The organism is Pyrobaculum neutrophilum V24Sta (assembly GCF_000019805.1).
Classification (GTDB): Archaea; Thermoproteota; Thermoprotei; order Thermoproteales; family Thermoproteaceae; genus Pyrobaculum; species Pyrobaculum neutrophilum.
The window spans coordinates 1,323,908-1,341,574 of the sequence record NC_010525.1 but is presented as its reverse complement, the minus strand read 5'-3'; the positions used below and the strand labels follow the sequence as shown (position 1 = coordinate 1,341,574).

Annotated in this window: 19 protein-coding genes and 1 pseudogene; 12 read left to right on the top strand and 8 right to left on the bottom strand. The window is 56.3% G+C overall.

Annotation, left to right across the window (positions count from 1 at the left end):
* Positions 1-15 precede the first annotated feature (15 nt).
* Genes TNEU_RS07600 through TNEU_RS07585 form a run of 4 tightly spaced genes read left to right on the top strand, consistent with a single transcriptional unit; the run spans position 16 to position 2,641 of the window.
* Positions 16-405 carry a hypothetical protein gene (locus TNEU_RS07600; RefSeq protein ID WP_012350851.1) on the top strand — a complete coding sequence of 130 codons (390 nt, stop codon included), beginning with the start codon at positions 16-18 and terminating at the stop codon, positions 403-405.
* Between the two features lie 41 nt (positions 406-446).
* Positions 447-1,178 (top strand): protein disulfide oxidoreductase, encoded by a 732-nt coding sequence (pdo, locus tag TNEU_RS07595; protein WP_148682410.1) that lies wholly within the window; start codon positions 447-449, stop codon positions 1,176-1,178.
* A complete protein-coding gene (locus TNEU_RS07590) occupies positions 1,179-1,739 on the top strand; it encodes an XTP/dITP diphosphatase (RefSeq protein ID WP_012350849.1) in 561 nt (186 codons plus the stop codon).
* Positions 1,740-1,792: 53 nt separating this feature from the next.
* Positions 1,793-2,641 carry a CBS domain-containing protein gene (locus TNEU_RS07585; protein ID WP_012350848.1) on the top strand — a complete coding sequence of 283 codons (849 nt, stop codon included), beginning with the start codon at positions 1,793-1,795 and terminating at the stop codon, positions 2,639-2,641.
* Here TNEU_RS07585 and TNEU_RS07580 read toward each other — a convergent pair.
* Entirely contained in the window at positions 2,618-3,151 is a 534-nt protein-coding gene (locus TNEU_RS07580) for a hypothetical protein (protein ID WP_012350847.1), read from the bottom strand. The genes TNEU_RS07585 and TNEU_RS07580 overlap by 24 nt on opposite strands.
* A gap of 41 nt (positions 3,152-3,192) precedes the next feature.
* Between TNEU_RS07580 and TNEU_RS07575 the strand changes: the two genes are divergently transcribed.
* The gene (locus tag TNEU_RS07575; RefSeq protein WP_148682409.1) at positions 3,193-5,976 is read left to right on the top strand and encodes a DEAD/DEAH box helicase; all 2,784 of its coding nucleotides are present in this window, start codon (positions 3,193-3,195) and stop codon (positions 5,974-5,976) included.
* On the opposite strand, the gene TNEU_RS07570 is transcribed toward TNEU_RS07575, so the two are convergent.
* The gene (locus TNEU_RS07570) at positions 5,953-6,957 is read right to left on the bottom strand and encodes a sugar phosphate transferase (RefSeq protein WP_012350845.1); all 1,005 of its coding nucleotides are present in this window, start codon (positions 6,955-6,957) and stop codon (positions 5,953-5,955) included. The two genes, TNEU_RS07575 and TNEU_RS07570, sit on opposite strands and share 24 nt — an antisense overlap.
* 41 nt (positions 6,958-6,998) lie before the next feature.
* On the opposite strand from TNEU_RS07570, the gene TNEU_RS07565 reads away from it, so the two are divergent.
* Entirely contained in the window at positions 6,999-7,724 is a 726-nt protein-coding gene (locus TNEU_RS07565; RefSeq protein ID WP_012350844.1) for a hypothetical protein, read from the top strand.
* Here TNEU_RS07565 and TNEU_RS07560 read toward each other — a convergent pair.
* Positions 7,712-7,996, bottom strand: a complete 285-nt coding sequence (locus TNEU_RS07560; RefSeq protein ID WP_012350843.1) for a hypothetical protein — start codon at positions 7,994-7,996, stop codon at positions 7,712-7,714. The two genes, TNEU_RS07565 and TNEU_RS07560, sit on opposite strands and share 13 nt — an antisense overlap.
* Before the next feature lie 29 nt (positions 7,997-8,025).
* Entirely contained in the window at positions 8,026-8,535 is a 510-nt protein-coding gene (locus TNEU_RS07555; RefSeq protein ID WP_012350842.1) for a ribbon-helix-helix protein, CopG family, read from the bottom strand.
* Between the two features lie 132 nt (positions 8,536-8,667).
* Here TNEU_RS07555 and TNEU_RS07550 point away from each other — a divergent pair, with 132 nt between their 5' ends.
* From TNEU_RS07550 to TNEU_RS07525, 6 genes are read left to right on the top strand one after another with little or no spacing between them, the layout of a single operon-like run.
* A complete protein-coding gene (locus TNEU_RS07550; RefSeq protein ID WP_012350841.1) occupies positions 8,668-9,732 on the top strand; it encodes a glycosyltransferase family 2 protein in 1,065 nt (354 codons plus the stop codon).
* Positions 9,729-9,953 (top strand): hypothetical protein, encoded by a 225-nt coding sequence (locus tag TNEU_RS07545; RefSeq protein WP_012350840.1) that lies wholly within the window; start codon positions 9,729-9,731, stop codon positions 9,951-9,953. Before TNEU_RS07550 ends, TNEU_RS07545 begins: the two co-directional genes overlap by 4 nt.
* Before the next feature lie 42 nt (positions 9,954-9,995).
* Positions 9,996-11,768: a ribosome biogenesis/translation initiation ATPase RLI gene (locus tag TNEU_RS07540; RefSeq protein WP_012350839.1), complete on the top strand. Its 1,773-nt coding sequence runs from the start codon at positions 9,996-9,998 to the stop codon at positions 11,766-11,768.
* 2 nt (positions 11,769-11,770) lie between these two features.
* Positions 11,771-12,238, top strand: coding sequence for a 2'-5' RNA ligase family protein (locus tag TNEU_RS07535; RefSeq protein ID WP_012350838.1), 468 nt, complete (start codon positions 11,771-11,773; stop codon positions 12,236-12,238).
* Positions 12,231-12,683, top strand: a complete 453-nt coding sequence (locus TNEU_RS07530) for a hypothetical protein (RefSeq protein WP_012350837.1) — start codon at positions 12,231-12,233, stop codon at positions 12,681-12,683. Before TNEU_RS07535 ends, TNEU_RS07530 begins: the two co-directional genes overlap by 8 nt.
* On the top strand, positions 12,665-13,306 hold the full coding sequence (locus TNEU_RS07525; RefSeq protein ID WP_012350836.1) for a trimeric intracellular cation channel family protein: 642 nt from the start codon (positions 12,665-12,667) through the stop codon (positions 13,304-13,306). Before TNEU_RS07530 ends, TNEU_RS07525 begins: the two co-directional genes overlap by 19 nt.
* A 22-nt stretch (positions 13,307-13,328) precedes the next feature.
* Here TNEU_RS07525 and TNEU_RS07520 read toward each other — a convergent pair whose 3' ends face one another.
* The 4 genes and pseudogenes from TNEU_RS07520 to TNEU_RS07505 all read right to left on the bottom strand — a co-directional run bounded on the left by TNEU_RS07520 (position 13,329) and on the right by TNEU_RS07505 (position 17,555).
* Positions 13,329-13,979 carry a hypothetical protein gene (locus TNEU_RS07520; RefSeq protein WP_012350835.1) on the bottom strand — a complete coding sequence of 217 codons (651 nt, stop codon included), beginning with the start codon at positions 13,977-13,979 and terminating at the stop codon, positions 13,329-13,331.
* A gap of 1 nt (position 13,980) precedes the next feature.
* A pseudogene (locus TNEU_RS07515) lies at positions 13,981-14,118 on the bottom strand (exosome complex exonuclease Rrp41); the annotation flags it as partial.
* A gap of 774 nt (positions 14,119-14,892) precedes the next feature.
* A complete protein-coding gene (locus TNEU_RS07510; protein ID WP_012350832.1) occupies positions 14,893-15,810 on the bottom strand; it encodes a hypothetical protein in 918 nt (305 codons plus the stop codon).
* A 251-nt stretch (positions 15,811-16,061) separates the two neighbouring features.
* On the bottom strand, positions 16,062-17,555 hold the full coding sequence (locus TNEU_RS07505; protein WP_148682408.1) for a hypothetical protein: 1,494 nt from the start codon (positions 17,553-17,555) through the stop codon (positions 16,062-16,064).
* Positions 17,556-17,667: the final 112 nt, after the last annotated feature.

Here is a 17,667-nt window from a genome sequence, read left to right as displayed (position 1 = left end):
ATATTTTCCAGCGACGTGTCCACAATCCTAGAGATCCAGGGGCAGAAGGGCAAGTTGGTGGTGGTGGAGGATCCTGAGGTGGGCCACGTCTTCGCCGTTATCCCATACGGCAAGAGGGCTACCCCAACGCTCATCCGGGAGCTCCGGGAGAGAACGCTTGACCCCTGGCGTTATGTAGAGGGGGTTGGCTTCGTGCTTGATCTAACCGCGTGGAAGTCGGAGTCTCAGCTGGGGGCTGAGGAGATAAAAAACAAGGTAGAGAAGTACAGGGAGACAATCGACGAGGTTGTCCAAATGCTCGAGGAGGTCTCCAGCAGGGAGTCGGAGGAGAGGAAGGCGAAGAAAAAGAAGAAGAAGAGGAAGAAGACAGCTGGGCGGAAGAGGAGGAAGAGGCGGTCGAAGTAGCCGTATGTTAAGTTTAAAAAATGCATGTCGGCTGTGTTGACATGGCGGTTCCAATAGGCGGCCCTGAAGAGGTGCCCCATATCGAAGTTGATGAGGAGACGAAGGAAATCATCAAGGAGATGCTGTCGCAGATGGAAAACGTGGTGGAGGTCAACTTCTTCACCAGCGCCAACTGCGGAGGTAGAGAGACAAACTGGTGCGTCCCTACCGAGGAGCTTATCGATCTGCTCGCCCAGCTTGCGCCGCCTGGTAAACTCAAGGTGAACAAGTACAGCTACGACAAGGATCAAGAGGTCTTCAAGAAATTCGGAATAGAACCCCAGAGGGTCCCCGCGGTAATATTTGGCGACGGGTTTGTCAGATACCTCGGCTCGCCTATAGGCGAGGAGGTGAGGGCCTTTATAGAGACTGTGGTGAGGTTGAGCACGGGGAAGACAGGCCTGCGCCAGAAGACCAGATCGGAGCTGGCAGCGCTAGCTCAGAACGCCCCGAAGCGGGTTAACGTGATTACCGTGGTGACGCCCAGCTGTCCCTACTGCCCATACGCGGTGCTCTTGGCCAACATGTTCGCGTATGAGAGTAAGGGCAAGGTGGTGTCTGTCGTCGTCGAGGCACACGAGAACCCTGACATAGCGGATATGTACGGAGTCACAGGCGTGCCCACGGTGATACTCCAAGCAGAAGACGCCGCCGTGGGAGACGTGGAGTTCGTGGGGGTGCCCCCCGAGCACGAGCTACTGGCCCGTGTGAAGAACCACATGGGTCTCTCCTAGATGAGGATTAGGGTCGCGACGGGCAACCCCCACAAGATCTCCGAGATTTCCCAGATCCTCAAGCCGCTGGGTATCGCCGTAGAGAGGCTTGAGGCTAGGAAAATCGAGGTGCAGGACGACGACGTTGTCAACGTCGCGAAGCACGCCGCGGAGGCCCTCTGCCGGGACTACGGCGACAACGTGGTTGTGGAAGACACAGGGCTCTACGTGGATGCCCTCGGCGGTTTTCCAGGGCCCTACGCGGAGTACGTCTACAGGACAATAGGCCTTAGAGGCCTGCTGAAGTTGCTCGAGGGCGTGGAGAACAGAAGCGCGGTTTTTAGGTGCGCCGCTGCGCTCTGCGTCGGCGGCGATGTGAAGGTTTTCTTGGGCGAGACGAGGGGCCGCATCTCGGAGGAGCCTAGGGGGTCGGGGGGGTTCGGCTTCGACCCCGTCTTCATACCGGAGGGTTTCGACAAGACCTATGCGGAGTTAGGCGACGAGGTAAAGAACAGGGTGTCGCACAGGGCGAAGGCCTTTATATCGCTGGGGAACTGGTTGCTCACACGTCGTAGCCTGTAGCCAGCTGGGCGCCCACTTCAGCAACTTATATAAACGTGGATGGTGACATATCCGTGGATATGTTCACCAGGCCTGTGATAGAGTTCGCGACGAGAAACGTGGTGTCGGTCCAGGAGGGGGAGAAGGTGGTAAACGCCATAAAGACCATGGTGAACCTGGACATAAGGAGGTTGCCCATTCTACGCGGCGACAAGCTTGTGGGGATAATCACCATGCTAGACGTGTTAGACGCCATCTACTCGTGGGTGAGCGATAAAAACGCGGAGGGCTCCCTCTACAGCGATATATACATGAAAAGCGTGGCGGAGATCGGGACGCGTAGCGTGATCACCGCCAAGCCAGACACCCCCGTCGGAGAGGTCATATCGCTTTTCCTACGTCACAACTTTGGGTCTATGCCAATCGTAGACGAGGCCGGGAGGCTTCTCGGGATTTTCACAGAGTGGGACGTGTTGAAGATAGCGTCTGAGCTCGATTTTCCACACAGGGTGCGGGACGTCATGACGAGGATAGTGTACGTATTGACGCCCTATTCCACGGTCATGGACGTGCTGGAGGGCATAACCATCTACAAGTTCAGGAGATACCCCATCGTAGACGAGACGGGCAAGGTCGTGGCCATGCTCCACGCCAAGGATCTCCTGAGGTTTTTCGCGGCCGACGAGACTATAGACAAGATAAAGCAGGGGGCAGTGGACGAGGTGTTGAACAGCTACGCCATAAACATAGCGAAGTCGCCTATATTTCTCGTCAAAGCCGGCGACCCGGTGGTAGACGTCATTAGGAAGATGCTGGAGTACGACGTGGGCGGGGTGCCGGTGGTAAACGAGGAGGGCACCGCCGTGGTCGGAATGGTCACTGAGAAGACCCTAATGCTCCTATTTGAAGGCTCTGCGGAGTAGGAGGACTCCCAGCGCTATAAGGAGGGTTGCAGAGGCGGCCGAGGCCCCAGCAAGTAGAGCAAGCAGTAGGTTGGGGGTGGAGACAGTCGCCGAGAAGCCCGACTTGCACTCGAGGTACAGCCCCTTGGCGTTGTATATCTCTAGGTGTTGTGTGGAGACGGCTGGGGCTAGAACGTTGTTCTTATCTCGACATGTGATCTTCGCCTTAGGATCCTTCAAAGCCACCACCGTCATGTCGGTGCCAACCGTACAAGTGATGTAGAACTCCGGCCTGTCCGGCCATATGGACAAGACGCACTGGGGGTTACCGTAGTAGATTCCGTACGCGGTGTAGGACCCGTTGAAATACCAGCTCAGCTTCTGCGGTATTGCGTGTTTCTGCCCGTCTATCGCCAAGGTTGACCCGTTTACAACGGCTGTGTAGTTGCCCGAGGGTCCCTTAACCAAAACTATGTCTGCCCAGACAGCCGCCGTCAGCAGGAGGAGGAGTAGAACGGCCGGCTTCTGCATTGTGCCGTCGTGTGGTTAATTTAATAAACCTTTTGTCTAGCGTGGTCTTTCACCTGCTTCATCCGCTGTTGAGGGAGGCGTTGAAGGACAGGGGCATATCCGAGCCTACTGAGCCCCAGAGGATGGCAATCCCCGAGATCCTAGCCGGCAACAACGTACTTGTCATCGCGCCCACCGGTAGCGGGAAGACGGAAACCGCCATGTTGCCCATCCTCTCCAAGATGTTGGAGGGCGGGGTGGAGAAGCCGGGCATATACGTGCTCTACATCACGCCTCTACGCGCCCTCAACAGAGATCTGCTCGACCGGATCAGGTGGTGGGGGGAGAGGGTCGGCTTTAGAGTAGACGTGCGCCACGGCGATACAGACAAGGCCGATAGACAGAGGCAGAGCAAGACGCCTCCCCACATCTTGATCACGACGCCGGAGATGTTGCAGGCTATAATGACAGGGAGGAGGTTGTTGGAGCACCTAAGGGAGCTTAGGTGGGTCGTCGTGGACGAGGTGCACGAGCTCGCCGAAGATAAACGAGGCGTGCAACTCAGCGTAGCGCTGGAGCGTCTGCGGTATCACGTCGGCAGAGATTTCCAGATCGTTGGGCTTTCAGCCACCGTGGGGAGCCCCGTGGAGGTTGCCAAGTTCCTGGTGGGGGACGGAAGGCCCTTCAAGGTGGTCCTGGTGAGCTTCGCCAGATACATGAAGCTGGACGTGGCCCGGCCCAAGCCGGATGAGGAGGATCACAAGATCGCCGAGGTCTCAGGCCTTTTCCCAGACGTCGTGGCCCGCCTCAGATATATAAAAAGGCTTGTAGAGGAAAACAGAAGCACTCTGGTCTTCGTAAACACGAGAAGCATGGCGGAGTTGCTTGGGTTCCGCTTCTCGCAGCTGTTCAACGACTTGCCAATCGCCGTGCACCACTCCTCTTTGTCCAAAATGGTGCGTATATCGGTGGAGGAGAGGCTGAAGAAAGGCGAGCTGAAGGCCGTGGTCGCCACGTCCAGCCTAGAGCTGGGGATAGATATTGGACATGTGGACTTAGTCGTCCAATACATATCGCCGCACCAAGTCACAAGGCTTCTACAGCGGGTGGGCAGAAGCGGCCACAGACTTACCTCGGTGCCTAGGGGGGTCGTCGTCGGCGAAGACATAAACGACGTGATAGAGGCCGTGGTGGTGGTGAAGAGGGCGCGGAGCGGCTTGGTAGAGCCTACCCAAATACCGCGTAAGCCCTACGACGTGTTGGTGAACCAGGTGGTGGCGTTTCTCATGCTGAAGCCGAGGTGGAGGCTGGAGGAGCTACACCAGGTGATCAAGAGGGCTTACCCATACAGAGACTTGACCATTGAGGAGCTGAGGAGGGTGGTTAAGTTCATGAACGATCTGTACCCCAGGCTGGCTTTCTATTACGAAGACAGCGATGTTGTGGCAAGGCCGAGGGGCCGCGGCTTCTACCGCTACTTCTACGAGACCCTCTCCATGATTCCAGATGAGCGCCAGTACGCCGTCGTAAACGAGAAGACGGGCGAGCTCGTGGGGACGCTGGACGAGTCCTTCGTAGCCGAGTACGGAAACGTGGGGGTGAAGTTCATCTTCAGGGGGAGGCCCTGGCTTATCACTGGGATAGAGGAGAGGAGCATCAAGGTGGTGGAGGTCTCCGACCCCACAGGGGCTATCCCGAGCTGGATTGGGGAGGAAATCCCGGTGCCCTACGAGGTGGCCCAGGAGGTGGGTCTCTTGAGGCGTAGGGCTCAAGGCGGGGACCATAGGGCGATCGCGGAGGAATACGGCGTAAATGAGGACGTGGCGCGTTACATAGTGGAGGAGATGTCTAAACACAGAGGGCCTCTGCCCGACGACAAAACGGTTGTCATTGAACAGTTTAGGGAAAACGTCGTAATCGTACACGCGGCCTTTGGAACTCAGGTAAACCGGACCTTGGGCAAGTTGGTAGGCGAGCTGTTGATAAAGGCTCTCGAGAAGCCGGTCGGCATACATCAAGACCCATACGGCATAATTATCCAGTCCGCCGAGCCTCTAGCCGCCGAGCTCGTGGGCGAACAGCTCAGGAGGTTGGCCACGTTAGACGTGAGAGAAATAGCCGAGCTCCTCAAGTCGGCGCTTGTGAAATCGGGCTCCTTCAAGAGGAGGATTCTTCACGTGGCGAAGAAGATGGGCGCGGTGGATAAAGATGCCGATGTCTACAGCGTAAGCATGTCCAAGCTGGTGGAGGCCTTCAGCGGCACGGTGGTCTTCGACGAGGCTCTGAGGGAGACCCTCGAGAGAGACCTAGACCTGGAGCACACGGTCGACGTAATACAGCGCATGAGAAATGGAGAGATAGCCGTTGTATACTCCGCATCGCCCACGTACCTGGGCGAGGTGCTTTACGAAAAGCTATCGCACAGGCTTGAGATAATCCCGCCAGAGAGGCTCAAGCGGCTTGTCCTAGACAGCACCAAGGCCAGGCTACTCAACTACACAATGTTGGCCGTATGTCAAGACTGCGGCTGGCACGGCTTGGTGAGAGTAGGCGAGGTGACCGAGCTTGTCTGTCCAAGATGCGGAGGTGTCAACGTGGGGGTTGTGAGAGTGGTGCGTAGCGACAACCTGGAGCGAGAGGCGAAGAGGGGGGCGGAGGAGGTGAGGCGTACCGCCGAACTACTGAGGAGGTACGGGTGGGTCGGCCTATATGCGCTGGCGTCAAGGTTGCCCATAGAGGCTGTGGAGGAGGTGCTCAACTCCGTGGGAACATCGGATCTAAACAAGCTCACCGAGGCGTTGCAGGAGGCGGAGAGGGAGTACCTAAAGCAGAGGCTTCTCGAATAGCTTAGAGATGTAGAACCGGTAGAGGTCCTCTCTCCCGAACTGCGCCAGGTCGCGGCGTATGTACTCCCTAGCCTTCTCCGCGTCCATCGGCTGGGCCACCCCCCCGCGGTATATCGTGAGCGGCGGCACATCCCTGTCCACAAGGCCGTATAGGTGGGACAGAGGCCCCACGTACTTCCCCCCATATATCAAGGTGCCGATGGCGGTCTTAACGAACTCGCCAACCACCGGGCCCAACTTCCTATAGGACTTGGGGGTGTAGGAGGGCCTGATAGGGCCAAGGGTGTTTTTCAAGTTAGAAACGGTGGTGCCTGCGCCGAAGTTCACGAAGGAGGACACGTAGGAGTCGCCGAGGTAGCCGCCGTGTTGTTTACGGACGTAGGAGTCGAGAATCGCGTTCTTCCCCTCGTCGCGTAGCCTCGAGTCGAAGTAGAGCGTTGTGCCCGGCCGCACGTAGGTGAAGGGCAACACTGCAGACTTCGGCCCCACCACCGCGGGCCCCTCCACATACGTGTATTCGTAGATGCGGCCTCTTAGGTAGACAGGCCCCTTGACCTCGCCCCTGTAGTCGCCCTTCACCAGCTCTACGCCGAGTTCCGCCAGTCGGCGGAGTGCGAGCTTCATCACGTCGACGTTGGCCTCCACTAGGTCGGCCACAGACTCCAGAGGCTCGGCTACGGCGGGCTCGCCGCCCAAGCTAACGCTGGAGCCGCCGCAGACGAGGCTCCTGGACCTAAGGAGGTGGGGGGCACACCCCACGTGGATCTTCGGCACGTCGGGCGGAACCCCGGCTCTTACCTCAAAACGGCAGCCCTCCAACGTGAGGGGGAGGTCGGCGGCCTCCTCCACATACACTACCACTTTCCCCTCGTCGCATAGGGCCAAGGCGGCGAGCTCGACTATTCTAAACCCGCCGGCTACTAGATACGGCGCCGGCGTCAAGAGGGGCGGGTTTATACGTCCAACCAACCCTATTTCCACGGATAAGCTTATTAACGGTTATAAAAAGTCAGTATGTAGCAATGATAGAGAAGGCTGTTAAAAGGGTTGTGGGGGTTGAAGACGCGCCTCCCTGGCTCGTGAGAGAGGTATTTAAAAAAGTGGAGGAGGGTCTCGACATAGCCAGTGCGGTGAACTACCTCGCGCCGAGGCTCTCCGAGATACATAGGGCCAACCTGGCCAAGTTTAGGCCTGGCCGAGCCAGCATTAGAAAGGCGTCGCCGTTTCTGACGGCGGAGCTGATTGAGAGGTTGGGGTACGGGGTTCAATTCGTCGAGTTGTTTGGACACACTCTCCCAGCCGCCGTTAGAGGGGAGCGGCTTTACACGCCGGTGGTCACGATCTTTGACGGCAAGAGGAAGTCCCTCTACCTCGCCGCCAAGAGCAAGAGGCTGAGGGAGAGCGTTGTCCAGCTGACGACGACGGAGGAGGTGGAGGGCGTCCTTGCAGAGGTGGTGACCGTGGACAAACCTCCATACTACTACCTCTACGTCTCGGCAAACGTGGCGAGGCTAATCGACGGGAGCAGGCCTATACAGGCGGAGGTGAACAGGAGGTACGGAGACCTCTACTACTACTGGCGCTACTTCCGGGAAAGAGGCTACCTGGTGCTGGTCGGTAGAGAGATCGGAGGCGTCGCCGTCGACCTCCTCGCAGTCGGTTTGGGAAAGTACGCGGTGGTGAGCGGCGCGGGGAGGAGGAAGGTGGGGAGGCTTAGAAAAGTCGTGGACTCGGTCTACGTGCTCTGAGCCTGAGCCCTCCTCCGCTCTCTAATCTTGGCGATTTCCTTCTCGAGGAGGGACAGGTGGAAGCTCAGCTCCTCTATCCCGAACCTCTTAGCCGCCTCTTTCCCATATTTAATCAGCTCCTCGGCCTCGGCCAGCTCCCTCCTGGCGACCTTCTCCCTAGCGGTGTACACAATGCACTCCACGAGCTTCTCCTTGAACTCAAGCGCCTTCAGCTTGTTTCCGTTTTTCTCAGCCCAAGATATCAAGCGCTCCCACCTGGCACACGTTGGCATATGGCCCCACAAGAGACAACTTAAAAACTTTATCCGTACATTGAGAGTTGCGCCTTGAGCTTCATGAGCTTTATGTACTCCTCCTCCATGCCGAGCTTCTTAGCGGTCTTCAAAGCTCTGGCCACCTTCTCCCCAAGGCGCATGGCTATCTCTGGGTTCCTCGGCACTAGACCTGCCTTGATTTTCCTGATGTAGTCTTCAACGTCTCTGATCACGGCGGTCACCTTCTCGGCGGCGAGCTCGTAGTCAACGTCGTCGACGGTCTGGCCGCCGCCTCTCTGGACGTTCACCGTTAAGACGATGGGCTCCACGAGGACCTTCTCCTTGGGCCTCTCTATGTTGTATTTGCCGAGGAGATACCCCGCTATTAGGTATCTCACAAGCTCAGAAACGCCATCTAAGCCCTCGCTCTTGGCAAGCTCCTCCAGGACCGCCTTGACCTTCCTGTGTACCCGCACCGACACTATGGCTCCCTCCTTGTCCGGTGCTCTGAAGAGGTCGTTGTATGTGAGGTCGAACTCCCTAAGAGGTTTGCTCATGTATATCCGGTGCCCCGGGTTATATACCTCAAACGCCTAATTTCCATATCAATACCGTTTATGTCCCGACCTGGACAAAACCTATCCGCTGACCTTATAAAACCTTTAAAAGGGCCGAGGTCGCTCACGCCGGTGATAGAGCTGGCGGCGACACTCCCCTTCATAGGGCTTGCCACCGCTGGGCTATTCAGAGAGATACGGTTCTGGAGCAGGCGGGAGCCACCCCAGGGGCAGAGGTGCGGGAAGATATGCGTCGTGATCCCCATGAGGGGGGTCTACCCCTGGACCGAGGAGAACCTAAGGGCTATCACGGCCCAGAGGGTGGGGGCGGAGGTGGAGTATCTGTTCGTGGTCGACTCGCCTGAGGACCCCGCCTACAGCCTTGCCCAGAAGTATGGTAGAGTGTTGCTCAACGAGGGGGAGGGCAAGAGCGCTGCTTTAGCCACGGCGCTTAAGGCAGTGGACTGCGAGTGTGTTGTCTTCGCTGACGACGACATTAGGCCTGGGCCGCAGTGGCTCGAGGCGTTGACGTCGCCGCTGTGGAGGTACACGGCGGCTACGACCTATAGATGGTACCTGGGGAGGGGGCTGTGCCACAAGGTGAGGCTTGCCATAAGCAACACCGGCTTCCCAGCGATGATGGACAAGAGGTCGAGGTTCGTCTGGGGCGGCTCCACCGCCTTTAGGAAAGAGTTCGCCGACAAGGTGAAGCTCGCGGAGAGGCTCCCCAAGTACGTCAGCGACGACTACGCCGTCTACTCAGCGATTAAGGAGGTGGGAGGCACTATATGGTTCGCCAAATCCGCCATTGCGCCGACGCCGGACCCCCAGTGTGGGGTTGGGGAGGCCTTCTGGTGGGGGGTCCGCCAGATACTCATGGTGAAGTGGCACGCCCCCGCGGGCTGGTACGCCGGGCTCTTCATATATACTCTGGGATTCCTCCTGTCGGTGGCGTTGCCGGTAATCGGAGTTTTAACGGGGGACATCTGGCTGTTGAGCGGATTGGCGTTGCATCCAATAAACCTCGTGAAAGACCTCGTGAGGGCCCGGGGGGTCCGGAAGCACGCGGGGGTTCCCGTCAGGGCTTTAGACGTAGCGGCGGCGTGGGCCATTGGCAACTTCGTAATTCCGCTCGCGGTCTGGGCCTCGGCTTTTACAAAATGCATAAATTGGAGAGGCAGGAGGATATGTAGATGATCGACTACCAGCTCCTCTGGGGCATCCTCAAGGGCGTGTTTAACCTAGTGGCGCACCTCTTGGCCGCATCCGGCCTGGGGGAGTGGGGCGGGCGCGTGATGGCCGCCTTGCTCTTCGCCTCGTTTTTCTTCATGGCGGGCGTCTTCAAGAGGACTAGGAAGGCCGTCGGCGTTGCGCTGGCTGTGACGATAGTGGCCGTGGTTCTGCTGGCATATCTATAGGGCGTCCCTTTAAGCGTTATAAATGCGTGCCATAGCCGCGATGTGACACGTGTAGCTGTTGTAGACAGAGACGCCTGCCAGCCCAAGAAGTGTGGACAGGAGTGCGTGAAGTACTGCCCGGTGAACAGATCCGGGAAGGTGGTCTACATAGACGAGCAGCTGAAGAAGGCGGTTATCTCCGAGGCGCTGTGTATCGGTTGCGGCATCTGCGTCCATAAGTGCCCCTTCCAGGCGATCACAGTAGTCAATCTGCCGGACGAGCTTGAGAAAGACTGCGTACATAGGTACGGGCCCAGCGGGTTTAAGCTCTACCGCCTACCTCTCTTGAAGAGGGGTAAGGTCATCGGCGTGTTGGGCAGAAACGCCCTGGGAAAAACCACGATGGCTAAAATCCTCGCCGGGGAGCTGGTGCCCAACCTGTGCAACACGTCAGGCGGCGCAACGCCTGAGGAGGTGGTTAAATACTTCAGGGGGACCGAGCTACAGACGTACTTCGCGGAGCTCTACGGCAAGAAGGCGAGGGCTGTCCACAAGATCCAATACATCGAGCTTATCCCCATGTACCTAAAGGGACCTGTGGCCGACGTGGTTAAAAAAGCCGGCATTAGGGAGGACGTCCTAAAGAGGTTTGGCCTAGACAGACTACTCGATAGAAGAGTTGAGGATCTCTCGGGGGGCGAGCTACAGAAGCTGGCCATAGCCGCTGCGCTTTCGAAAGACGCCGAGGTCTACATCTTCGACGAGCCGGCGACGCACCTAGACATCGTGGAGAGGGTGAAAATCGCCGACGCGATAAGGGATCTCACGGCGGATAAATACGTACTTGTGGTTGAGCACGATCTCACAGTGTTGGACTTCCTGGCGGACAACATCGTAATCGTCTACGGCAAGCCGGGGGCTTACGGCATTGTGTCATACCCGGCGGGGGCCAGGGAGGCGATCAACGAGTACCTCTCGGGCTATATACCGTCGGAAAACATGCGGATCAGGGACAGGCCGATAAAGTTCGAGACGCGTCCCCCCGAGAGGAAGTCGGTCAAAGCCCAGCGCTTAGTCGAGTGGGAGGACCTCGCCGTTGAGTTGGGCAACTTCAGACTGGAGGTGGCCTCCTCCTACATCTCCAAGGGAGAGGTCGTGGGGGTCGTGGGGCCGAACGGGATAGGGAAAACGACGTTTTTAAAAGTCCTAGTGGGCGAGGTCAAGCCGGCTAAGGGGCAGATAAGCGCCGCCCTCACCATCAGCTACAAGCCGCAGTACATAAGAGACATAGCCGTGAGGAACCAAGACGTGCCGGTCTCTCTGTGGCTGGCCCAGCAGGTGGGGAGCTTCTCAGACAGCCAGATATGGCCGGATCTAAACAGCGGGTTCAACCTAGCGCCTCTCCTGGAGCGGAAGATGGGAGAGCTGTCGGGCGGGGAGCTCCAGCGCGTGGTGGTAGCCGCGGCGTTGCTTAAGAAGGCCGATCTCTACGTGTTGGACGAGCCGATGGCTTATCTAGACGTGGAACAGCGCATAACGGTGGCTAGGACCATCCGCCGCATTATAGAGGAGAGCGAGGCTGCTATGCTGGTGGTTGAACACGACATCGCGATGCTCGACTATATGTCCAACGCCATAATGCCGTTCATCGGCGAGCCGGGGCGGCGGGGCTACTCCCCAGGTCCCACAGACATGAGGACGGGGATGAACACCTTTCTAAAGTGGGCGGAGGCGTCGTTTAGGCGCGACGTGAAGTCGGGTAGACCAAGGCTTAACAAACCCGGCTCGGCTCTCGACAGAGAACAGAAGGAGAAGGGGGAGCTCTACTACGTCTAGCCATGGGCTACATCTACGGCGTTTTGCCGCCCATACCCCCCCTACGCCCCTTCGAGGGGGTTGTCCCCCTTAAGCCCCACATAACGCTGGTGAAGATTAGAAGCCCGGCGAAGGTCGAGGTTAGGTATAGGCAGTTCGTAGTTAGGCTAGGCCCGGTGGTTCTTATGCCAAGCGCCGCAAGGCCGAGATACATCGCGCTGAAGGCTGAGCCCTACGGGGAACTAGCTGCCTTGCGGTCTCTTCTACAATCGGCGCTTGGAGATGCAGTAGAGGAGAGACACGCGGACTTCAAGCCGCATTTGTCGGTCTATGCGGTGCGCTTGAAGCGGCCTACAGCCGACGAGCTGTCTCCAGCCGTGGAGGAGGCCTCGAAGTACGTGGGAGCCTCCTTCGAGGTCAAGGCGATCCACCTGATAGACACCACGGGGGGCGTCTACATGCCTATATACAGCCTACCCCTCTATGCGTAGGGTGGAGGCCTACCTGGGGGGCATGGCGGTTGGGGGTTGCGTGGTGGAGAGGCCGCCCCCCTATTTAACCAGCTGGCTGAAGTCTCTTGGGATATATAGGGAGAGGGTTGAGCTAGACGAGAGGTACTGCAGGTATCGGCCGATCGCCCTGCTTGAGCACCTCTACTTCCTAAAGGGGGCTTTTGAGACATACGGCGAGTTCTTCGCAGGAGATCCACACGGCGGAGATGTAATAGCCATCTTCAAGGTGGCGGACAGTAGGTTAGTAGAATCGCTGAGGTTGCTCGGCATCGACCCCCTCGAAACCACAGACGAGAAAGGCGTGAGGAAGTACGTCGTTGTCTACCGGCCAAGAGACGTCAGAAGGTTCGTAAAGCTGGTTAAGCCGGTGGTAGAGGACCCCGCGACGGCGCGGCTCCTGGGCCTATGTACGCAGAGGTCATAGTCGAGGTTCTCAACTACGTGGGGATCGTCGCCTTTGCTGTCTCCGGCGCCTTGAAAGCGGGCGAGAAAAACATGGACCTCCTAGGCTTCATAACCCTTGGCTTTTCCACAGCCCTTGCCGGAGGCATAATCAGAGATGTTCTGCTGGGCAGGGTGCCGCCTGTCAACATAGTGTATCTGCCCTACCCAGCTACCGCGATACTTGCGTCGGTAGCCACCTTCCTCCTGTATCCACATGTACGGAGGCACAAAGACGTGGTGTTGTACCCAGACGCCCTGGGGCTGGGCGCCTTCGCTGCAATAGGAGCCGACGTCACAGCGTCGTACTGCTCTCACCACGGGGCGGCGAGCTGTTGGCTGTTGGTGGTGATGCTGTCTTCCATCACCGCCGCGGGCGGAGGCGTGGTGCGGGACATACTGGCGGGGGAGATCCCGCTTATCCTCAGGAGGGAGGTCTACGCCTCCGCAGCCGCCGCAGGCGGGGTGATATACCTCGCGACGCTCCCCCTTGGAAGAGAGGCGGCCATGTTGATCACCATATCTGCGGTAACCGCCATCAGAATTGCGGCGCTGTGGAAGGGCTGGGAGCTACCCAAGGTTGTTTCCCAACCCGGCGCACACTGAAGGGCCTCCTTAAGGCGAGACCTTAGGCGAGCTCTCTACACCTCAAGCCGAGTTTCCTGTGCACGACGCATAGATCCCCCTGGGAGGGGAAACCCTCTGTGTAGATCCTGAATCCTGCTGTATAGGCCTCGTAGAGGGGGTGCCGAGGCTCCACCTCCGACATGGGCAAGACACACATGGTCTCCCCATCGTAGACGCCGGCTCCGCTGTTGTTCCTCGTCACGTACAAGACGGCGTCGCTTTCTCTTAGTTCAAACAACGCCGTGGGGGGCCGCCGAGGCGGCGGCCCGCCGGCGACCTGCACGTAGGACAACACCACGAGGCCGAGGTCGCACGTGGTTATGCCGAGACCCAGCTTTAGGACCCTCTGTAGGGCGAGGATGTCTCCCACTGTCGCACGTGGAAGCAGGTTAAGTAGCTTCTGGAGGAGGCCCCACCTGTCGAGCACCCCCCTCCTCATCTGTATAACGTAGGCGTAGACCGCCTCCACGACCTCGGGAGTTCCGAACCTGCTCCAGCCCCTCACGGCGTGTTGAAAACCGGCCTCGGATTGCGACAAGATCACCGACGCCGTTAGGTACTTCGGCTCCTCTAGAATAGAGGGGTCCTCGAGGGGGCCATAGTAGTCGAAGTGGTCTACCCATCCGACGATCTTGCTCTCAGAGGCGTTCATGTGCGTAGTGGGGAACCATCGCGGATCCGTCAGCATTGCTGATGACGCCCACGGAGATCTGAACCTCCCTCATCTGGTCGGGGGCTCTGCCGTCTGCTCTTACGCCCCCCTGGAGCAACGGCACAGGAGGTTTCTTCATAGCGCGTCTCCTCCACCGCCTACTTATAGTTTTCGGTTATTCAACATGTTACTGTTTCGTATATTTTTCATTGACTATGCCTAACGTATTGTACATTTTTCAACGAAGTCTATATTCCCCCGTTTGTACGTTGTACACGGCGGAGCGTACTGTTGTCTGCCTGCTACCTTAGCCAGCGCCTACGAGGAGGCACAACGCATGTGTTCATTACTTCAAGGCGCTAACAGAGGGACATCGACAGTCGAAGTTAGATTAGTGAGGAGTGCCAGTTGCAGGTACCGCACAGCGGCCTCCGCTGGGTTGTAGATGGCGCTTCGGCGTAGTTGCTCTGTAGCCCATGGGCGGCAGGTCATTGGGTTATAGGCGGTACGTTTGAACTGAAGACACGCCAGAACTGCTGGGTTATAGACGGCATAAATACGCCGGAATTTGCGTCATCTACAACCCAATGTGTTTATCCAGCCCATTAGAGTCTGTTGGGTTGTAGATGGCACCGCTGTCCGCTTGGCGGCATCGGCTGAGCCGATAGGAACTTTCGTGTGGTACATGCCCAAATCGGTACAGCCCCGGTACGACAAACCTTATGCGGGTAGTTCCATGTTCGGGATGCGATATAACAGCTTCGGTCTTCTCATCCGCATAAAAGTGGCCCTCCCTCATCATCGCCGTAAGCAGATACGTCCGCTTAACGCCGCCAATTTCAAGCACAACCGGGATGACCATCGATAGAGGATATGTGTTCCGGATCTCCACGAAGTGATTGCCGATTCTCATCTATGCATCAACTCTTTGAAGGTTGTTAATTGCGTTGTAGTATGCGTCGGCGAACGTTTTCATAATGCCGTTGAGCCGCGACATATCGTTGAATACCTCGATGGTGCACGCGTAGTGATTGTAAGAGCCGATGGTTACCTCTATCCGCCCGAACTCCAACCTAATGCGGTTTTCTTCAAGCTTTGCCGGCACATACCTAGATATGGTGTTGTGTAGAATGTGGGCAATGGCATACGTGTCCCATTCGTTTGTGTCGCGCACGCGTATTATGTACCGCCCTTCAGGTTCTAGCTCAAAGGCGATTCCGGCCTCTGCAAACGCAAGCTCCACAATGGCGCGTAGCGCGGCCTCAATGGTGGCTGTTCTGGTGCGAAGGTAAATGGCGGCCAGGTCATTAACTTTCCGTATATATCCCAGTACAAGATCGCCCTGCACCCTCAGCGGGAGGCCGCGTTTCACCACCTCCGGAGTTACGATGACCTCCTCGAAATCGAGGTCGATGTAACCAAAATCCCTCTCGGCGCGGCATATCTCGATGTCGCCCCTTTCCGTACACTCCTCCCTCTTGACGATCGGATCTAGCGATGTAGCCAGGTTTACGAACAGCTTGTTGCCGTCATATCCAATAACTACGTAGCGGTGGTGCTCATAATTCTTACGCAGTTGCGTCCTCAGCTCAGGCAGTGGGAGCTCCCGCATTTTTCGAAGCAGGTGCACTTTCAGAGTCATTCTGGTGTCAGCAAGGAAGATATGTGTCACAGCTTGACACAAACTGCCCCTGCACCCCTCCCACGCATATTTATCCAAGTGCGCCAGCCCCACCTCGTCAAACATCTGCCTCACCTCTTCCGAACATGACCTCCATCCGCCAGCGGCGATGCACTCCACCAACTTCCTCTGCCAATCTTTGAGATTCATAAAGAAACTACGCCCGCCTCTGGGGTATTCTGCTCCTCACGACCTGCCACTACATCCCCAGTCGACTACGACAATGGCTTTAAAAAATGGAGGTTGGGATAACCCAAACGATTCAGTGATAATTCCTCAACGCTACCTTCAACCTCTATTTGCTATATTATTATTCACATAAAGTATCTGATAACATCACAACGCCAAAGATCGCCATAACTGATCCCGCAGGCATTGGCAGAACAGCCGTGGTAAAAAATTCAAGGTTTTTCAAACGATTTAAGAATGACCTTGTTCCCGTGTACCTCATATCTAATCAATACGCTGCGATTCCCAGTGCCAACTAAGACGGTATTGCCGTCAAATTTCATCTGGTTTGCTCTACTATCTTTAATCCATTTGCGCAGTGTATCTTCAATACTGCCCTCAATCTCTAACACGACCGGAACCTCTATTCTGCCGAACGCATAAACTGCATCAACAATGCTACCCCAATTGTTGATGATGTGTTGCGCATCGATAGGCGTGGATCTAATCAGCTGCCTAATTATGATGGTGTTAGTTAGATCATCATCTTTTCCATGTGGCACGTGGCTGAACTTGTATACACCGGGTATAGCAAACTTTATGCGCACAACAGCGCTCCCCATGTGCCTGACAATCGCCTCGGTCTGCCCGTCGGCGTAAAAGTGGTTTTCTGCCACCTTCGCTGTGAGCACGTACGTCCTCTCTTCTCCATCGATATTGATAGTCACCGGTATGGTAAGCGCCAAAGGATATGTGTTGTGAATCTCTACGACATAGGTGTCAATCTTCATCCGCACGTCGACTCTCTTGAGGCTGTTAATTGTGCCGTAGTATGCGTCTTTAAACGGCTTTAGGACGCCGTTGAGTCTCGATATATCGAACTTCGAGAATTTGCATAAATAATTATCAAAGCTGTCTTTCGATATGGTAATGTGCCCAAATTCGAATTTAATCCGATTGCCGTCCACCTCTGATGGTATATATCTAGATAATATGCTGTGTATTTTGCGCGTGACGACGACCTCTCCTAATCTGCTGGCATGGTTTGCAGGTATAAAAAAGGCATCATCTTCCCAGTAGACCGCAATCCCAATTTCAGCAAAGGCCAACTCTACGAGCCACTTAAGCGCATCGTATATCGCGTTTATGTCGGGAGTGTAGAGGTTGGTCAAACTGTTGACTGCGCCTACACGTTCGAGGGCCAGATCTTCATATACCCTCAGCGGAAGGTTGTGCCGTAGTAACTCTGGCGTCACGATGACCTCCTCGTAGTTAGCGTCGATGTAGTCGAAGGTCCTCTCCTGGCGGCAGATCTTTATCCCATTTCTTTCTTCACAGACGGCGTCATTACGTATAATATCGCAGGACAGCCAGTCTGTGCTTACAGACAGCCTAGACCTCTCGTTGCTTATTACTATGGCGGTGTAGTGGTAACTGTTTTCACAAGCCTTCCTCCTCAGCTCCTCGATATGTTTCCTCATCTCTTCCAAAGAACCTTTGGGGGATTTGCATCCAGTATATTTCAAAAGGATTAGCTTAGTATCTTCAATAATGGCGGCAGAAACGAGAACACAGCAATTTTTCTCATCACACCGCTCTTGTGCATATTTATCCATATGCGCCAGATTAATTTCATCAAACAATTGCCTCACCTCCTGAGGACAGGACTGCCAACCGCCTTCAGAAATACAACTTACGATTTTTTCTTGCCACTCCTTGAGCTCCACGGAAAAATCTTAACTAATAAATAGTTAAAGTTGCCCATCCTGCGAACCTGCCTCCTCAGCTCAGGTAGCGGAAGCTCAAGCACCTTTTTGAGGGAGTGAAACAGCAAAGTCA

Bases quoted from the DNA above. Each gene is read 5' to 3' on its own strand.
- pdo (WP_148682410.1), top strand. From the start codon at position 447: ATGGCGGTTCCAATAGGCGGCCCTGAAGAGGTGCCCCATATCGAAGTT.
- TNEU_RS07560 (WP_012350843.1), bottom strand. From the start codon at position 7,996: ATGCCAACGTGTGCCAGGTGGGAGCGCTTGATATCTTGGGCTGAGAAA.
- TNEU_RS07580 (WP_012350847.1), bottom strand. From the start codon at position 3,151: ATGCAGAAGCCGGCCGTTCTACTCCTCCTCCTGCTGACGGCGGCTGTC.
- TNEU_RS07535 (WP_012350838.1), top strand. From the start codon at position 11,771: ATGGGCTACATCTACGGCGTTTTGCCGCCCATACCCCCCCTACGCCCC.
- TNEU_RS07510 (WP_012350832.1), bottom strand. From the start codon at position 15,810: ATGAATCTCAAAGATTGGCAGAGGAAGTTGGTGGAGTGCATCGCCGCT.
- TNEU_RS07565 (WP_012350844.1), top strand. From the start codon at position 6,999: ATGATAGAGAAGGCTGTTAAAAGGGTTGTGGGGGTTGAAGACGCGCCT.
- TNEU_RS07525 (WP_012350836.1), top strand. From the start codon at position 12,665: ATGTACGCAGAGGTCATAGTCGAGGTTCTCAACTACGTGGGGATCGTC.
- TNEU_RS07545 (WP_012350840.1), top strand. From the start codon at position 9,729: ATGATCGACTACCAGCTCCTCTGGGGCATCCTCAAGGGCGTGTTTAAC.
- TNEU_RS07555 (WP_012350842.1), bottom strand. From the start codon at position 8,535: ATGAGCAAACCTCTTAGGGAGTTCGACCTCACATACAACGACCTCTTC.
- TNEU_RS07590 (WP_012350849.1), top strand. From the start codon at position 1,179: ATGAGGATTAGGGTCGCGACGGGCAACCCCCACAAGATCTCCGAGATT.
- TNEU_RS07520 (WP_012350835.1), bottom strand. From the start codon at position 13,979: ATGAACGCCTCTGAGAGCAAGATCGTCGGATGGGTAGACCACTTCGAC.
- TNEU_RS07530 (WP_012350837.1), top strand. From the start codon at position 12,231: ATGCGTAGGGTGGAGGCCTACCTGGGGGGCATGGCGGTTGGGGGTTGC.